This window comes from Ensifer adhaerens (assembly GCF_013283195.1).
Classification (GTDB): Bacteria; Pseudomonadota; Alphaproteobacteria; order Rhizobiales; family Rhizobiaceae; genus Ensifer; species Ensifer adhaerens_G.
Genome location: NZ_JABEKT010000001.1, coordinates 230,383 through 246,657, shown reverse-complemented (window position 1 = coordinate 246,657; position 16,275 = coordinate 230,383). Strand labels below are relative to the sequence as shown.

Below are 16,275 nucleotides of genomic sequence, written 5' to 3'. Positions count from 1 at the left end.
TCTTTTTCTCTTTCCGTTTCATATAGGGTTATTTCGCTTGGCCAGTACCATCATCGAGCTCAAAAATGCCGACCTCACCCTGGGCGAGGCCGCAGCCTCGGTGCATGTGCTGAAAGGCATGAGCCTGACCATCGATGCGGGAGAGTCCGTCGGCATCGTCGGGCCCTCCGGTTCGGGCAAGTCGACGCTGCTGATGGTGTTGGCCGGTCTCGAACGTTTGGACCGTGGCGAAATCGTCATCGACGGCACGCCGTTGCACCGGCTGAACGAGGACCGGGTCGCCGATTTTCGCGGCCGCAACATCGGCATCGTCTTCCAGTCCTTCCATCTCATCCCCAATATGACGGCGCTCGAAAACGTCGCCGTGCCGCTCGAGCTTGCCAACGTTCCCGGCGCCTTCGACATCGCGCGCAAGGAACTCGTCGCCGTCGGCCTCGGCGAGCGGCTCAGCCACTATCCCGGCCAGCTCTCAGGCGGCGAGCAGCAACGCGTGGCGATTGCGCGCGCGCTTGCGCCGTCGCCGAAGTTGCTGATCGCCGACGAACCGACCGGCAATCTCGATGCCGAGACGGGCCGGCAGATCGCCGACCTGCTTTTCGCCGAACAGCGTGACCGTGGCATGACACTCGTGCTGGTGACCCATGACGCGGCCCTGGCGGCCCGTTGCTCGCGGCAGGTGCGGGTGCGCTCCGGCGAGATCATTTCCAGTGGCGCGCTCGAATCCGTCGTTGAAGCACAGCGACAGGAAGCGGCATCCGCATGAGTGAGGCTGCTCCGATCCGTTTGCGTCCTCTGCTTGCCCTCCGGCTGGCGCTGCGCGAAATGCGCGGTGGCCTCAAGGGGTTTTACATCTTCCTCGCCTGTATCGCGCTCGGCACGGCGGCGATCGCCGGGGTCAACTCGCTGTCGCAATCGATCACCGCGACGATTGCGTTTCAAGGTCGCGAATTGCTTGCCGGCGACATTCGCTTCGAACTCAACAATCGTGTGGCGACGGTAGAGGAGCGGGCGTTCCTCGACGGGCTCGGGCCGGTCTCGGTTTCCGCCGGGCTGCGCTCGATGGCCCGTTTGCCTGACGGTTCCAACCAGGCGCTCGTCGAATTGAAGGCTGTCGATGCGGCCTATCCGCTCTATGGCAAGCTCGAAAGCCAGCCGGATCAGCCGCTTGGCAGTCTGCTGGCGCGCCAGGGCGACGGGTTCGGCGCGGTTGCCGCACCCTTGCTGCTCGACCGTCTTGGCATTTCCGTCGGCGACGACATTCTGCTCGGCAATGCCCGCATCAGGATTTCAGGCACGATCCTGCGCGAGCCGGATGCACTCTCCGATGGTTTCGGCTTTGCGCCGCGGTTGATGGTGTCTGCCGAAGCGCTCGACGCCTCGGGTCTTGTGCAGACGGGAAGTCTGGTCGAGCACGGCTACAAGGTGAAGATCAGTGATCCCACACAGGTGGCCGCTGTGCGCACCGATGCCGAGAAACGTTTTCCCGCCGCCGGCTGGTCGATCCGTACCAGCTCCAATGCCGCGCCGTCGCTGACGGCCAATATTACCCGCTTCTCGCAATTCCTGACGCTTGTGGGCCTGACGGCCCTGATCGTCGGCGGCGTGGGTGTTGCCAATGCCGTGCGCGCGTATCTCGATCAGAAACGCAGCATCATCGCCACCTTCAAGTGCCTCGGCGCGCCCGCCTCGCTGGTGGCCATGATCTATCTCGCGCAGATCCTGCTGATCGCGCTGATCGGCATTGCGATCGGGCTTGTTCTCGGCGCGCTCATCCCCTTCGTCGCCGCGCAGTTCCTGGCCGATCTGCTACCGATTTCGACCGAGTTCCGCCTCTATCCGGGCGCGCTTGGCATCGCCGCTCTTTTCGGTGTGCTGACGGCGCTTGCCTTTGCCATCCTGCCGCTCGGCCGGGCACGCGGCATTCCGGCAACGGCGCTCTTTCGCCAGCAGGGCTTTGATCCCTCGGGCTTTCCCGCCTGGCCCTATCTCACCGGTGCGCTCGCCTGCCTTGGAGCGCTTGCGGGGCTTGCCATCTTTACCGCCTATGACCGCTACATCTCGCTGGTCTTTCTGGGCGCGATCGCCTTTGCCTTCATCGTGCTGCGGCTCGTTTCGCTGCTGATCTCCTGGCTTGCGCGCCGCAGTCCGCGGGTGAGTTCGCCGGCGTTGCGGCTGGCGATCGGCAACATCCATCGGCCAGGGGCGCTCACGCCCTCGGTGGTGCTGTCGCTCGGCCTCGGGCTTGCGCTCCTCGTCACGCTTGCGCTGATCGACGGCAATCTTCGGCGCGAACTGACCGGCAGCATGGCAGAGCGTGCGCCCAATTTCTTTTTCGTCGATATCCAGGGAAGCGAAATCGAAGGGTTCCGTACGCTGCTTGAGGGCGCGATGCCGGACGGCAAGGTCATCGAAGTGCCGATGCTGCGTGGCCGGATCATCGCCTTTAACGGTGAGGACGTGAACGCCCGGAACGTGCCGCCGAGCGGCCAGTGGGTGCTGCGCGGCGACCGCGGCATTACCTATGCCAAGAACAAGCCCGAGAATTCGACGCTGGCCGAGGGTACTTGGTGGGCGCCCGACTACAGCGGCGAGCCGCTGGTGTCGTTCTCGGCCGAAGAGGCGGGTGAACTCGGGCTGAAGATCGGCGACAAGGTCACCGTCAACGTGCTCGGCCGCAACATCACCGCCAGGATCGCCAATTTCCGCAATGTCGAGTGGGAATCGCTGTCGATCAACTTCGTCATGGTGTTCTCTCCCAACACCTTTGCCGGTGCGCCGCATGCGTGGCTGGCAACGGTGATCGATCCGGGTGCGACGCCCGAGGAGGAGGCGACAGTGCTGAAGGCGATCACGAACGCCTATCCGACGATCACCAGCGTTCGGGTGAAGGATGCTCTCGACATTGTGAACGCGCTTCTCGGGCAGCTGGCAACGGCGATCCGTGCCGCGGCGGCCGTGGCCCTGGTGGCGTCCGTACTGGTGCTGGCCGGCGCGCTTGCCGCCGGCAACAGGGCACGCATCCACGATGCCGTGGTGCTGAAGACGCTCGGCGCCACGCGCACCACGCTGATCCGTGCCTTCAGCTACGAATACATCATCCTGGGCCTTGCAACCGCGGTTTTTGCGCTGTTTGCCGGCGGTGTTTCCGCCTGGTTCGTCGTCAGCCGGATCATGAAGCTGCCGTCAAGTTTCCTGCCGGATGTCGCGGTTGCGACCGTTGTCATCGCGCTGGTGATGACGGTCGGCATCGGGCTTGCCGGTACCTGGCGTGTGCTGGGCCAAAAGGCGGCGCCGGTTCTGCGGGAGCTTTGAGCGGCGAAGTTAACCGTAAATCCCTGTCCTACAAGGCCATAAACGCTAAGGCTGTACCGAATCAGGGGGCCAAAGGTCTTGTACCCAAAGGCTTTCGGCATCATATTTATCCACAGGCATGCTGGAGCCCCGCAGCGGCGCCTGGGCATGGGATGGCGACCTCTCGTTGGGTCTGAGGTCATCCGCCCGACACCGTAAGTTCAACCGGGGCTTAAATGAGGAAACAATGGCTGATCTGAGAAACTACCAAACCCGAATGTCGCCTGCCGGCGCGCAGGCGGGTGCCATGATCGACGAAGGCCTTCGCACCTACATGCTGAAGGTCTACAACCTGATGGCCCTGGGCCTGGCGATCACCGGCCTGGCAGCTTACGGAACATTCGCGCTTGCCGTCTCCAATCCGGCATTCGCCCAACTTCTTTATGCGTCGCCCCTGAAATGGGTCGTCATGCTCGCTCCTTTGGGTCTCGTGTTCTTCATGAGCTTCCGCATCAATAGCATGAGCGTTTCTGCCGCGCAGATGACGTTCTGGGTCTATGCGGCGCTGATGGGCGTTTCGCTGTCGTCGATCTTCATGGTCTTCACCGGCCAGAGCATCGTGCAGACGTTCTTCGTGACCGCGGCTTCCTTCGGTGCGCTGTCGCTCTACGGCTACACCACGAAAAAGGACCTGTCCGGCATGGGCTCGTTCCTGATCATGGGTCTGTTCGGCGTCATCATCGCGTCGATCGTCAACATCTTCCTCGCCTCTTCGGCGCTCGGCTTCGCGATCTCCGTGATCGGCGTGCTGATCTTCGCAGGCCTTACCGCCTACGACACGCAGAAGATCAAGGAAATGTACTACGATGCCGATGACAGCACCGTTGCCGGCCGCAAGGCGATCATGGGCGCCCTGACGCTCTACCTCGACTTCATCAACCTGTTCATGTTCATGCTGCAGTTCATGGGCAACCGGAACAACTAAGCTTTGACTGGATTGACTGAAAAGGCGGCTTCGGCCGCCTTTTTTGTTGCCCGGGAAAGGGCTTGATCCACGGCTGCGATCCGTGTGACTGAATGGAAAACCGAACCTTCAAGATCTTCCCATGCCATTGACCTTGCGCGACGCCACCGTTTCCGATCTGCCCGCCATCACCGAAATCTATCGCGAATCCGTTCTGAACGGTGTGGCGACCTACGAGATCGTGCCTCCCTCGGAGGCGGAGATGACGACGCGCTTCGCGAGCATCGCCAGCCACGGTTATCCCTACATCGTTGCGACTGACGCGGCGGGCACGATCGTCGGCTACGCCTACGCCTCCGCCTTTCGCACGCGCGCTGCCTACCGCTTCCTGGTCGAAGATTCGATCTATCTGGCGCCGGCGGCGCGGGGGAAGGGAGCCGGCAAGATGCTGTTGGTCGAGCTTGTCCGTCGCTGCACAGAACTCGGGTTTCGCCAGATGGTGGCGGTCATCGGCGGCGCTCATCCCGCATCGATCGCGGTCCACCGTTCTGTTGGCTTCGAAGATCAGGGGTTGATGAAGGCGACAGGCTTCAAGCATGGGCGCTGGCTCGATACAGCGATCATGCAGCTGGCGCTTGGCGATGGCTCGACGAGCGACCCCTCTGCGGGCGTCTACCCGGATACGCTTTACCAGGGCTGAGAACGGGCGTCAGCAAGCGCGCGAGGCAATTCCTTCGGGAAATGGCTTGAAAACATGCGGCCGCCGCACTTTCGGGACATTGTCGAAGGAAGGGATGCCAGTGCATCCAACCTCGGCTGGTTGCCCCGCTCGCATCTCCGATCGGCTTGGAACCGGTCTCTCAGGTTTCGATCAGCTTCAGAACCTTGTCAAAAACCTTCAGCACCTGCCCGAGTTCGTGTCCACGCTTCAGGATCGTCCCGTGCACGTTGAGAACGCTGAAGGCACCTTGCTTGGCAGCGAGTTTCGGGTTTTTCTCGATGCGGTAGAGCGGCATCTCGCCCGATCGCTTGAACACGGAGAAGACGGCCCGATCCTTCAGGTGATCGATGGCGTAGTCGCGCCATTCGCCTTCGCCGACCATGCGGCCATAGACCCACAGGATCTGGTCGAGTTCGCGGCGATGGAAGGTGATGGGAGGAGCGTTCCGGGCGTTCTTGTATTCCGAGAGATCAACGACCACTTCGGACGCGGTCTGGCGCTGATGTCGCGCCTCGCCTCGCGGCAAATCCGGCTCATCGGTCATCGGCAATCCGGCCTTCTGTTGTGACAGAACGATAACAGTTTGCCTGACGCGAGCCGAAAAGCAAGCCGGAAGCAGCCAGAGCCTCTGGGCGCAGACGGCATTTCTTGCCTCCGCCCCATTTCAGTCAAATCGGCGCCCCAATTCACCGCAAAACTCGCGGGCGCTGACGGACAGAGTCGTTGCCACCGTATGTCCGTTCAGATCGTCATGCTGCGTGACCTTCAAAGAACGCAGTCATGGCCGGTTCGGTCCGGTAACTTCGAACCCTCAGCCCCAGCCCCTCGATGCTGCCGGGCCGAACCACCCCTTATGGCTTCAGGCGCCACCTTCGGCGCCGTGAAGCCGGTACGGCACCTTCGTCTTTCTGCTGCGTATTCCTTGAACCGCTCGCGGCCCCAGACGCTCCGCCGTTCGCTAGAGCTTGCCTTGAGGGCCTGCGAGCACGGCCGTGGCTCCGATGATCGGACCCGGGGTTTCGGCATCTTTCATCGACTGCAACAGCACCGCGCAGCCGCTTTTGCCACGCTGCTCCGTCAGCACCGTTGCAGGCAGGGTGAAGGTCGCGGGCTTGCCATCCCACATGCCGATGGTCTGGATGTCGCGCACCGCGTGCCAGTAGGAAATCTTCTTGCCGCTGTTTTCGCCCTTCTCGACATCGACGACCCTCGCGCGGTCGAAATAGACGACGACGACATTGGCCTTGCCGTCACCGGCGCCGACCTTGATCGAGATCTCATCGCCGTTGATCTTGGCATCGACGGGAACGGCAAGCCCCTTGCCATCTGCCTTCATGGCGTCGAGGCGGGATTTGATCGCCTGCAGGTTGGCGCCGTTGACATGGTCGCGGCCGTTGAGGATCGCCTGTGGCGTGTAAACGCCGTTGCGACCCAGCATGCGGGCATAGGCATATTGCCGGTCGGTGTTGTCGCTCGAGGCGAGCGTGTCCTTCCAGCCGAGATAGTTCCAGTAGTCGACGTGATAGGACAGCGCCACCACGTCGCCGTCATCCACCAGCTTCTTCAAGGCGGCATCAGCTGGTGGGCACGAAGAGCAGCCCTGACTGGTGAAGAGTTCGACGACGCCTTTGATAACCTTGCCGTCTTCCGCCATCGCCGGAACCGACGCTGCCGCAAAGAGCCCGAAAGCCAGTGCAACAGGGCGAAGGAAATATCTGTCTGCGAATGTCATGGCGTCACTTCATTGGCGGCCGACAGGCCTACTTCACGGGGAAGTCCATTACATACGACGCCGTTGCTTCAACGGGAAGTCACGTTGGAGTGAGGATATGGACAGGCAACCTGCAGGAAACGTGAAAGGGCCGGGACACCTTGCGGTATCCCGGCCCCTCTATGCCTCAGGCAAGCTGAACGATCAGGCGGCGAGGTCGCGCAGAACCGTCTGCAGGATGCCGCCGTTGTTGACGTAGGTCACTTCGTCGAGCGTATCGATGCGGCAGACCAGCGGAACGTCCTTCACGGTGCCGTCGCCATAGGTGATCTTGGCGACGCGCTTTTCGCGCGGCTGGACCTTGGCGAGGTTGTCGATCGTGACGATCTCGTCACCCTTCAGGCCAAGCGATTCCCACGTCGTTCCTTCTTCGAAGACGAAGGGGATGACGCCCATGCCGACCAGGTTCGAGCGGTGAATACGCTCGAAGGACTGGGCGATCACGGCCTTGACGCCGAGCAGGTTGGTGCCCTTTGCGGCCCAGTCGCGCGACGAACCGTTGCCGTATTCGACGCCGGCGAAGATGACGAGCGGAACGCCCTCTTCCTTGTACTGCATGGCAGCGTCGTAAATCGACATCTCTTCCTTCGACGGGTAGTGGATGGTGTAGCCACCTTCCTTGCCGTTCGGGCCGAGCATGTGGTTGCGGATGCGGATGTTGGCAAAGGTGCCGCGCATCATCACCTCATGGTTGCCGCGACGCGTACCGTACTGGTTGAAGTCGGCAACGCCAACGCCATGACCGATAAGGTATGCACCGGCCGGCGAGGCAGCCTTGATCGAACCGGCCGGCGAGATGTGGTCGGTGGTGATCTTGTCGCCGAACAGGCCGAGGACGCGTGCGCCCTTGATGTCGGAGATGCCCGAGCCGGACTTGCCCATGCCAACGAAGTAGGGCGGGTTCTGCACGTAGGTCGAACCGTCGTCCCAGGCGTAGGTCTGGCCCGGGGGAACCTGAACGGCCTGCCAGTTTTCGTCGCCCTTGAAGACGTCGGCATACTTGCTCGCGTAGAGTTCGCGCGTGACGTACTTGAAGATGAACTCCTGGATCTCCTTGGAGGTCGGCCAGATGTCCTTGAGGAAGACCGGGTTTCCGTCCTTGTCTTCGCCGAGCGGCTCGTTGGTCAGGTCCTTCTGGACCGTACCGGCGAGTGCGTAGGCGACGACGAGAGGCGGCGAGGCGAGGTAGTTCGCCTGGACATCAGGCGAGATACGGCCTTCGAAGTTGCGGTTGCCGGAGAGAACACCGGCGGCAATCAGGCCCTTGTCGTTGATCGTCTTGGAGATCGGCGCCGGCAGCGGACCGGAGTTGCCGATGCAGGTGGTGCAGCCGAAACCGACCAGGTTGAAGCCGAGCGCGTCGAGGTCCTTCTGCAGACCGGACTTTGCCAGGTATTCGCCGACGACCTGCGATCCCGGTGCAAGCGAGGTCTTGACCCACGGCTTGGACTTCAGGCCCTTGGCAACAGCGTTGCGGGCGAGAAGGCCGGCAGCGATCAGAACCGACGGGTTGGAGGTGTTGGTGCACGAGGTGATCGCAGCAATGGCAACGTCGCCATGGCCGAGATCGAAATCGGTGCCTTCGACGGCGTAGCGGTTCGAAAGCTGGCCCGGCTTCTTGTAGTCGCCTTCGAGCGCGGTCGCGAAGCCCGATGCGATGCTCTCGAGCGGGATGCGGCCTTCCGGACGCTTCGGGCCAGCCATGGCGGGCACGACGTCGCCGAGGTCGAGTTCGAGCGTGTCGGTGAAGACGAGCTCCGAGCCGTCACCGTCGCGCCACATGCCTTGTGCCTTGGAGTAGGCTTCGACGAGTGCGATGCGTTGCTCTTCGCGGCCGGACATGGTGAGGTAGTTGATGGTTTCGCTGTCGACCGGGAAGAAGCCGCAGGTGGCGCCGTATTCCGGACCCATGTTGCCGATGGTGGCGCGGTCGGCGAGCGTCATGTTGTCGAGGCCCGGGCCGAAGAATTCGACGAACTTCGAGACAACGCCCTTCTTGCGCAGCATCTGCACGACCATCAGCACGAGGTCGGTCGCGGTGACGCCTTCCTTGAGCTTGCCGGTCAGCTTGAAGCCGATGACCTCAGGCAGGAGCATGGAGACCGGCTGGCCGAGCATGGCCGCTTCAGCCTCGATGCCGCCGACGCCCCAGCCGAGAACGCCCAGGCCGTTGATCATCGTGGTGTGGCTGTCGGTGCCGACGCAGGTGTCCGGGTAGGCGGTGATTTCGCCGTCTTCTTCACGGGTCCAGACGGTCTGGCCCAGATATTCCAGATTGACCTGGTGACAGATGCCGGTGCCGGGCGGTACGACGCGGAAGTTCTTGAACGCCTGCTGGCCCCACTTCAGGAAGCGGTAGCGCTCGCCGTTGCGCTCGTATTCGAGCTCGACGTTGCGGGCAAAGGCGGTCGGCGTGCCGAATTCGTCGACGATGACGGAGTGGTCGATGACGAGGTCGACAGGCACAAGCGGGTTGATCTTTTCCGGATCGCCGCCGAGCGAGACCATGGCGTCGCGCATCGCTGCGAGGTCGACGACGGCGGGAACGCCGGTGAAGTCCTGCATCAGAACGCGGGCCGGGCGGTAGGCGATTTCGTTTTCGGCGGTGCCCTTGTCGTTCAGCCAGGCGGCGACGTTCTCGATGTCCTTCTTGGTGACGGAGCGACCGTCTTCGTTGCGCAGCAGGTTTTCGAGCAGCACCTTCATCGAGTAGGGCAGCTTCGAAACGCCGGCGAGACCGTTCGCCTCAGCCTTGGGAAGGCTGTAATAGACGTAGTCGACACCGTTGACGGTGAGCGTGGAGCGACAATTAAAACTGTCTAGGGATTTGGACACTGGATAATACCCCGTTTCCGTCTGATCGCCAAAAACTGACGTACGAACGCCCGAGCGCAATGAAGCGCGAATTGGGATGCGGGTGCGGCCATTTCCGCTGTCCGTACGTGGAAATTCATTCCATGTTCGGCGCTAGGATGAAATTCACGCCGACCGCTGGCGTGTTGGCCGCCTTATAGATAATTTCTCCAAATCGTGCCAGACCAACCAAGGTCCAATCGGGACTTTTTTTTGCCTCGCGGCAAAGAGCGTAAAGGGAAGCTGAAAATTCATGCGCCTGGTGGCTGAAGGTCTGAGTGCGAGGCGCGGTGAGGATCTGATTTTTAACGATATTTCCTTTGCTCTGGGTGCCGGCGAAGCCCTTGTGGTGACGGGGCCGAACGGGTCTGGAAAGTCGACTTTGCTGCGTGTTCTGGCCGGTCTTTTGATGGCTGAAAAAGGCAGTCTCAAACTTGAGAATGGCCCTCCTGAAATGCGTCATCCGTCGGAGCTCAGCCACTATCTCGGCCACCGAAATGCGATGAAGCGCGAACTCACCGTCGCGGAAAATCTTTCCTTCTGGAAAAACTTCATGGGTGATTCGCCCGGCGGCTCGGGCAGGGATCTCGCCGAAGCTGTGGAGGCCGTCGGCCTTCCCGGCATTGCGCATCTGCCCTTCGGTTATCTTTCGGCCGGCCAGCAGCGCCGCATGGCTATGGCCAAGTTGCTTGTCGCCCACCGCCCCATCTGGATCCTCGACGAACCGACGGCGGCGCTCGACGCTGGCGCCGACAAGCTTTTTGCCGGATTGGTCAATGCACATCTCGACAAGGGCGGCATCGTCATCGCCGCGACACATCAGCCGCTTGGGCTTGAGCGTATCCAGGAATTGCGCATGACCGGCTTTTCCGGCGTCGACGGAGGCCTCTGGCATGACGCGTGATCCAGCTGCTGGCGACAAAGAGATGAAGGGCGCAGGCAAATGATCGCGCTCTTTCTCCGCGACCTCAAACTGTCCATCCGCGCCGGCGGTGGCGCGATGATCGGCGTGCTGTTTTTCATGACCGTCGTCGCCGTCATTCCCTTCGGTGTCGGCCCCGACCTCAACCTGCTCGCGCGCATCGGCCCTGCCATCCTGTGGATCGGCGCGTTGCTTGCGTCGCTGCTCGGCCTCGACCGGCTGTTCCAGGCCGAGCGCGAAGACGGGTCGCTCGACCTGATGCTGATGCAGGAAACGCCCCTGCTCGTTACCGTGTTCGTCAAATGCGCTGCCCATTGGGCGGCCACCGGCCTGCCGCTGGTGATCGCCGCACCCCTTCTCGGCCTGTTCATGAATATGGACGAGCTTGCGATCGGCGCGACCATGTTGACGTTGCTTGTGGGAACGCCGGCGATCACCTTCATCGGCGCGGTCGGTGCGGCCGTTGCCGTGTCGCTGCCGCGTGGCGGCCTGCTGGTATCGATCCTGGTGCTGCCGCTTGCCATTCCCGTGCTGATCTTCGGGGTCAGCGCCGTTTATGCGGCGATCGAGGATCCCGCTCCGTTCCTGCCACCCTTGATGATCCTTGCGGCAATCACCCTGTTTTTCGCCGTTATCGGGCCGGTGGCTGCTGCCGCTGCGCTTCGTCATGCGTCCGACTGACGCGGATCCAGCGGGATAAGGATAAACTGTTTGCTGATTCCGGGCGCATCTCGCGCTAACCTTCTAGAATCCAACGTGTTTATGTCGGCTAGGCTGGCGGCGCGCAAAACTCATCGTGATCGCGTGTTTGACGGGGATCAATTGCAGCAACAGGCCTTAAGCGTTAAAGAGCGATCATGAGCGAAAACAGCCTTGCCATCCGCAAATTCAGCGATCTCGCCAACCCGACGCGGTTCCTGGCGCTGGCCGATCGCGTGCTGCCGTGGCTTGCCGTGGTGACGGCACTTTTCTTCGTCGTCGGCCTGTGGCTGTCGTTCACGACGGAAGGCGATTATCAGCAGGGCGAGACGGTGCGCATCATGTATGTGCATGTGCCTGCCGCCTGGCTGTCGATGATGTGCTACTCGGTGATGGCTCTCGCCGCCCTCGGCACGCTCGTCTGGCGGCACCCGCTTGCCGACGTGTCGTCGCGGGCAGCCGCCCCGATCGGTGCCTGCTTCACCTTTCTAGCGCTTGTCACCGGCTCGCTCTGGGGCAAGCCGATGTGGGGCGCCTGGTGGGTCTGGGACGCGCGACTGACGTCCGTCTTCGTGCTGTTCCTGATGTATCTCGGGCTGATGGCGCTGAACCGCGCCATGGACGACCCGGCGCGCTCGTCGCGGGTCTCGGCGGTGCTGGTGCTGGTCGGCTTCGTCAATATTCCGATCATCAAGTTTTCGGTCGAATGGTGGAACACGCTGCACCAGCCAGCCAGTGTTTTGAGGCTCGACGGCCCGACGATCGACCCGGAGTTTCTCCGGCCGCTCGTCGTGATGGCAATCGCCTTCACGCTACTGTTCTTCACGCTGCATATCGCCGCCATGCGCAACGAGATCTGGCGCCGGCGCGTGACGTCGCTTCGCCGTCTCGCAGCCCGCAGCGCCGGCCGGGAGGTGTAATCTGATGATGAGCCATGCGGCCTATGTTCTTGCCAGCTACGGCATTGCGACGCTGACGGTCGTCGGCCTCTGTCTCTGGGTGATCGCCGATGGGCGAGCGCGCCAGCGCGAACTGCGCGAACTCGAAGCGTCGGGTGTGCGCCGGCGCTCGGCGGAAGCATCAAACGGAGAGACACGATGAGCAGCACCCCCGCGCCCGGCAGCGAGGAGCGCAAGCCGGGGCTCTTGCGCGTCGGGTTTGCCCTTCTACCGCTCGCGATCTTCGCAGCCCTTGCCGCCATCTTCTGGAGCCAACTCAACTCGGGCAAGGACGTGAGCGAAATCCCCTCGGCGCTGATCGGCACAAAGGCGCCAACACTCGACATGCCGCCACTTGAAGGCGCGACCCGAAACGGCCAGCCGATGCCGGCGCTGACGGATGCGGCAATCAAGGGCAAGCTGACACTGGTCAATGTCTGGGCCTCCTGGTGCGTGCCGTGCCGGCAGGAGCATCCGTTCATTCTCGAACTGTCGAAAGACGAGCGGCTGACGGTGGTCGGCATCAACTACAAGGACCAGAACGAAAACGCGCTGAGGTTCCTGGGCGAACTCGGCAATCCCTTTGCCGCAGTCGGCGTCGATCCGCGCGGCAAGGCGGCGATCGACTGGGGCGTCTATGGTATCCCCGAATCCTACCTCGTCGGTGCCGACGGTACGATCCTCTACAAGCGCGTCGGGCCGTTCGACGAGAGGAGCGTGAAGGAAGGGCTGATGCCGGCGATCGAAAAGGCTACTGCCGGGTCGTAAGAGCCTTAGCGCTGTCGTCGGAAAATGCCCCTCATCCGGCCTGCCGGCCACCTTCTCCCCGCATGCGGGGCGAAGGCTACTCGCGGGATCTGCCTGCCCAAATCTCGTCCGCTATGCACCAAGACGATGCGCCAAGTTCTTTCTGCTCAAGTGTGAGGAGGAGGGTAGCGGGTGACCCAAGTTCCTTCCCCCCGCTCGCGGGGAGAAGGTCGCGGCAGCGGGATGAGGGGCAGCGGCGAACTCTGAAATTCCGTTAAATCGCCGCCTGCCACTCGCGGACCGCATCGAGGGGCCAGACGAGCATCAGCACATTGAGCGTGAGATTGTCGCGGATCAGCCAGCCGGTGAACAGTTCGAAGCCGATGGCAATCAGCACCGTCAGCCAGACGGGCATGCGGGCGGCAAACATAAAGCCGGCGACCATGGCCAGCGTATCCATCGTCGAATTGAGGATGCTGTCACCGAAATAGTCGAGCGAGATTGTCGCCGAGCGATAGCGATTGATGATCATCGGCGTGTTTTCGGCAATCTCCCAGGCGGATTCGATGACCATCGCGAGGAACAGCTTGGCGGTCAGCGGCTTGCCGCGCAGAAGCAGGTGGCTGAGGCCATAGAACAGGAAGCCGTGGATGATGTGGGACGGCGTGTACCAGTCGGCGATATGTTGGGAGTTGCCGCTGGATTTGACGACGGGTTCGAACAGTTTGACGTAGCCGCAGTCGCAGATCCAGATTCGGCCCATCAGATGCTGGGTGATGACCTGGATCGCGAGAACGCCGATGCAGGCTATGAACCAGAGGAGCGCATGCCGGTTCTGACTGTCGTTGCCGTCGATGGCTGTGCTCACTTGGCGTTATCCTGATCGAGCGAATGCTTCATGATCAACGGCATCTGCGCCAGTGTAAACAGGATGGTGATCGGCATCGTGCCCCAGACCTTGAATGCGACCCAGAAATCGGTGGAGAACGAGCGCCAGATAACCTCGTTGAGCACGGCGAGCACCAGGAAGAAGAAACCCCAGCGCAGTGTCAGCTTGCGCCAACCGTCTTCGTCGAGCTTGAAGGCGGAGTGGAAGACGTAGCCGAGCAGCGACTTGCCGAAGAGCAGGCCGCCGAGCAGGATCGTGCCGAACAGCGTGTTGACGATCGTCGGCTTCATCTTGATGAAGGTGTCGTTCTGCAGCCAGAGCGTCAGCGCGCCGAAGACGAGGACGACGATACCCGAAATCAGCGGCATCATCGGCAGCGTGCGGGTCAGCATCCAGGAAACGATGAGCGCGATGGCGGTGGCCGCCATGAACAGGCCGGTCGCGATGAAGATCGGGCCGCCGAGTTCGGAGAGCGTCGGAAAATGCCCGGCCAGCCACTCGCCGCGGGAGTTGGCGAAGAAGAAGACCATCAGCGGTCCCAGTTCCAGCACCAGCTTCAACAGCGGGCTGACTTCCTTCTGCGGCTTTGTAGCCTCGATCGTCGACATCTGGGGATCCTGTTTTTGCATCTGCCTGCCGCTCATAACACCAGCTTTGCGGCAAAACCATATCAAGGCAGCCAGCTTGCGCAAACGCTTCCGGACGATTCCGTAAATCGGAGACGATTTACGGACAGATCATAGGTCGCCGTGTGGCGGTGCGCGTCGTGTGGCGCGCGCGAAGATCTGGCGTCAGGCGGCAACGCCCGCGATCGCCTCGGCGAAATCCTTGGCCTCGAAAGGTTCGAGATCGTCGATGCCTTCGCCGACACCGATGAAATAGACCGGCAGCTTGTGCTTGGCGGAGATGGCGACAAGAATGCCACCCCGCGCCGTGCCGTCGAGCTTGGTCATGATCAGCCCACTGACGCCGGCGACGTTGCGGAAGATCTCCACCTGCTGCAGCGCGTTCTGGCCGGTGGTGGCGTCGAGCGTCTGCAACACCGTGTGCGGCGCATCCGGGTCGAGCTTGCCGAGCACGCGCACGATCTTTTCGAGTTCCGCCATCAGCTCGGTCTTGTTCTGCAGCCGGCCGGCGGTATCGATGATCAGAACGTCGGCCTTCTTTTCGCGCGCCTGCTGAAACGCCTCATAGGCAAGGCCGGCGGCATCGGCACCGAGCTTGGAGGAAACGATGTCTGACTTGGTTCGCTCGGCCCAGATCTTCAGTTGTTCGATTGCCGCGGCGCGGAAGGTATCGCCGGCGGCGAGCATCACCTTGAGGCCGGCACCCGACAGCTTCGCCGCGAGCTTGCCGATCGTCGTGGTCTTGCCGGTGCCGTTGACGCCAACCACGAGAATGACGTGCGGCTTGTGGCTGAGATCGAGTTCCAGCGGCTTGGCGACGGGCGACAGCACCTTGGTGATTTCGCCGGCCATGATGCGCGAGACGTCCTCGCCGGAAACATCCTTGCCGTAGCGCTCGGAGGCGAGCGTATCGGTGATGCGCATGGCGGTCTCGACGCCGAGGTCGGCCTGGATCAGCAGATCCTCCAGATCCTGCAGCGTCGCCTCATCGAGCTTGCGCTTGGTGAAGAGGCTGGCGATCTGGCCGGTCAGTTGCGACGACGTGCGGGCAAGGCCGCGACGCAGGCGCTGGTACCAGGTGAGCTTGGCCTGTGGCGCGGCAACCGGCTCTTGCCCGGCGCGCTCGGCAGCGCTGGCAAACCCCTTTGGCAGGCTGGCGGCGGCGGGCGCTTCGACGACAGGTGTTTCGAGGATCGGCTCCTCAGCCACAGGCTCTTCGAGAACCGGTGTTTCGACGATTGGCGCTTCGGAAGCATCGTCGCTTGCCGCGGCGACGTCCTCGATCGGCTCGGCGTCGGCGGCCGGTGTAGCGCTCGTTTCGTCGGCAACCGGTTCGGCTTCCACGGCTGCGATTTCTGCCTGCTCGGCCAGCGCTTCCGGCGTGATATTCGGTTCTTCGGGGACAGTTTCCTGAAGCGCTGCGTAGGTGTCGAGCGCTTCTTGCGCGGCCTCAGAGAGCACTTCCGGTTTCACGGCTGCTTCGACAGGCGCTGCTGCGTCTTCGTCGGTCACGGGCGTGTGGCGGTGGGCGTCGTCCGGTGCTGGTCCGCCTGCGGTCTCGATCTCGGCCGGCAGGATCGGGTCCTCGGTCGCAAGCGGCAGCGCTTCGATGTCAGACAACGGCTCAAGCAGCTCTTCGGAGGCTTCTTCGGCGCCCGGCTGCTCGGCAACGGGCTCATCGACGGCGACGTCGACCGGGGCGATCTCCTCGGCGAGGGCTGGCTCCGGCGTCGGCTCGACTTCGGCGGCGACCGCAGCTGCGATCTCCGCTTCCGGCGCGGCATCCTGCGGCTTGGCTTCCTCGACAGTGCCCTTGCCGAAGTTGAAGATCTTCTTGATGAAACCGATTGCCAT

General features: G+C 62.4%; 15 protein-coding genes. 9 read left to right on the top strand and 6 right to left on the bottom strand.

Features of this window, described 5'->3' with window-relative positions; all coding sequences use genetic code 11:
* The first annotated feature begins 37 nt into the window (after positions 1-37).
* The 4 genes from LPJGGPFB_RS01185 to LPJGGPFB_RS01170 all read left to right on the top strand — a co-directional run bounded on the left by LPJGGPFB_RS01185 (position 38) and on the right by LPJGGPFB_RS01170 (position 4,955).
* Positions 38-763 (top strand): ABC transporter ATP-binding protein, encoded by a 726-nt coding sequence (locus LPJGGPFB_RS01185; RefSeq protein ID WP_173418366.1) that lies wholly within the window; start codon positions 38-40, stop codon positions 761-763.
* A complete protein-coding gene (locus LPJGGPFB_RS01180; RefSeq protein ID WP_173418365.1) occupies positions 760-3,312 on the top strand; it encodes an ABC transporter permease in 2,553 nt (850 codons plus the stop codon). Before LPJGGPFB_RS01185 ends, LPJGGPFB_RS01180 begins: the two co-directional genes overlap by 4 nt.
* A 226-nt stretch (positions 3,313-3,538) precedes the next feature.
* Positions 3,539-4,276, top strand: a complete 738-nt coding sequence (locus LPJGGPFB_RS01175; protein ID WP_077500863.1) for a Bax inhibitor-1/YccA family protein — start codon at positions 3,539-3,541, stop codon at positions 4,274-4,276.
* A 121-nt stretch (positions 4,277-4,397) separates the two neighbouring features.
* The gene (locus LPJGGPFB_RS01170; RefSeq protein ID WP_173418364.1) at positions 4,398-4,955 is read left to right on the top strand and encodes a GNAT family N-acetyltransferase; all 558 of its coding nucleotides are present in this window, start codon (positions 4,398-4,400) and stop codon (positions 4,953-4,955) included.
* 160 nt (positions 4,956-5,115) lie between these two features.
* On the opposite strand, the gene LPJGGPFB_RS01165 is transcribed toward LPJGGPFB_RS01170, so the two are convergent.
* From LPJGGPFB_RS01165 to acnA, 3 genes are all read right to left on the bottom strand, one after another.
* The gene (locus LPJGGPFB_RS01165; RefSeq protein WP_173418363.1) at positions 5,116-5,520 is read right to left on the bottom strand and encodes a DUF2794 domain-containing protein; all 405 of its coding nucleotides are present in this window, start codon (positions 5,518-5,520) and stop codon (positions 5,116-5,118) included.
* Between the two features lie 414 nt (positions 5,521-5,934).
* A complete protein-coding gene (locus tag LPJGGPFB_RS01160; RefSeq protein WP_173418362.1) occupies positions 5,935-6,708 on the bottom strand; it encodes a DUF1223 domain-containing protein in 774 nt (257 codons plus the stop codon).
* Between the two features lie 183 nt (positions 6,709-6,891).
* Positions 6,892-9,582 (bottom strand): aconitate hydratase AcnA, encoded by a 2,691-nt coding sequence (gene acnA / locus LPJGGPFB_RS01155; RefSeq protein ID WP_173418361.1) that lies wholly within the window; start codon positions 9,580-9,582, stop codon positions 6,892-6,894.
* Positions 9,583-9,853: 271 nt separating this feature from the next.
* On the opposite strand from acnA, the gene ccmA reads away from it, so the two are divergent.
* The 5 genes from ccmA (at position 9,854) to LPJGGPFB_RS01130 (ending at position 12,927) form a co-directional block, all read left to right on the top strand.
* Positions 9,854-10,504, top strand: a complete 651-nt coding sequence (gene ccmA / locus LPJGGPFB_RS01150; RefSeq protein WP_173418360.1) for a heme ABC exporter ATP-binding protein CcmA — start codon at positions 9,854-9,856, stop codon at positions 10,502-10,504.
* Positions 10,505-10,543: 39 nt separating this feature from the next.
* Positions 10,544-11,203 carry a heme exporter protein CcmB gene (gene ccmB, locus LPJGGPFB_RS01145; protein WP_173418359.1) on the top strand — a complete coding sequence of 220 codons (660 nt, stop codon included), beginning with the start codon at positions 10,544-10,546 and terminating at the stop codon, positions 11,201-11,203.
* Between the two features lie 176 nt (positions 11,204-11,379).
* A complete protein-coding gene (locus LPJGGPFB_RS01140) occupies positions 11,380-12,141 on the top strand; it encodes a heme ABC transporter permease (RefSeq protein WP_173418358.1) in 762 nt (253 codons plus the stop codon).
* A 4-nt stretch (positions 12,142-12,145) separates the two neighbouring features.
* On the top strand, positions 12,146-12,322 hold the full coding sequence (ccmD, locus tag LPJGGPFB_RS01135; RefSeq protein ID WP_173418357.1) for a heme exporter protein CcmD: 177 nt from the start codon (positions 12,146-12,148) through the stop codon (positions 12,320-12,322).
* Positions 12,319-12,927 (top strand): DsbE family thiol:disulfide interchange protein, encoded by a 609-nt coding sequence (locus LPJGGPFB_RS01130; RefSeq protein ID WP_173418356.1) that lies wholly within the window; start codon positions 12,319-12,321, stop codon positions 12,925-12,927. The genes ccmD and LPJGGPFB_RS01130 overlap by 4 nt, the downstream gene beginning before the upstream one ends.
* Positions 12,928-13,180: 253 nt before the next feature.
* On the opposite strand, the gene LPJGGPFB_RS01125 is transcribed toward LPJGGPFB_RS01130, so the two are convergent.
* From LPJGGPFB_RS01125 to ftsY, 3 genes are all read right to left on the bottom strand, one after another.
* Positions 13,181-13,774 carry a DUF2585 family protein gene (locus tag LPJGGPFB_RS01125; protein ID WP_173418355.1) on the bottom strand — a complete coding sequence of 198 codons (594 nt, stop codon included), beginning with the start codon at positions 13,772-13,774 and terminating at the stop codon, positions 13,181-13,183.
* Positions 13,771-14,403, bottom strand: a complete 633-nt coding sequence (locus LPJGGPFB_RS01120; RefSeq protein ID WP_173418354.1) for a septation protein A — start codon at positions 14,401-14,403, stop codon at positions 13,771-13,773. The genes LPJGGPFB_RS01125 and LPJGGPFB_RS01120 overlap by 4 nt, the downstream gene beginning before the upstream one ends.
* A gap of 183 nt (positions 14,404-14,586) precedes the next feature.
* Entirely contained in the window at positions 14,587-16,275 is a 1,689-nt protein-coding gene (ftsY, locus tag LPJGGPFB_RS01115) for a signal recognition particle-docking protein FtsY (protein ID WP_173418353.1), read from the bottom strand.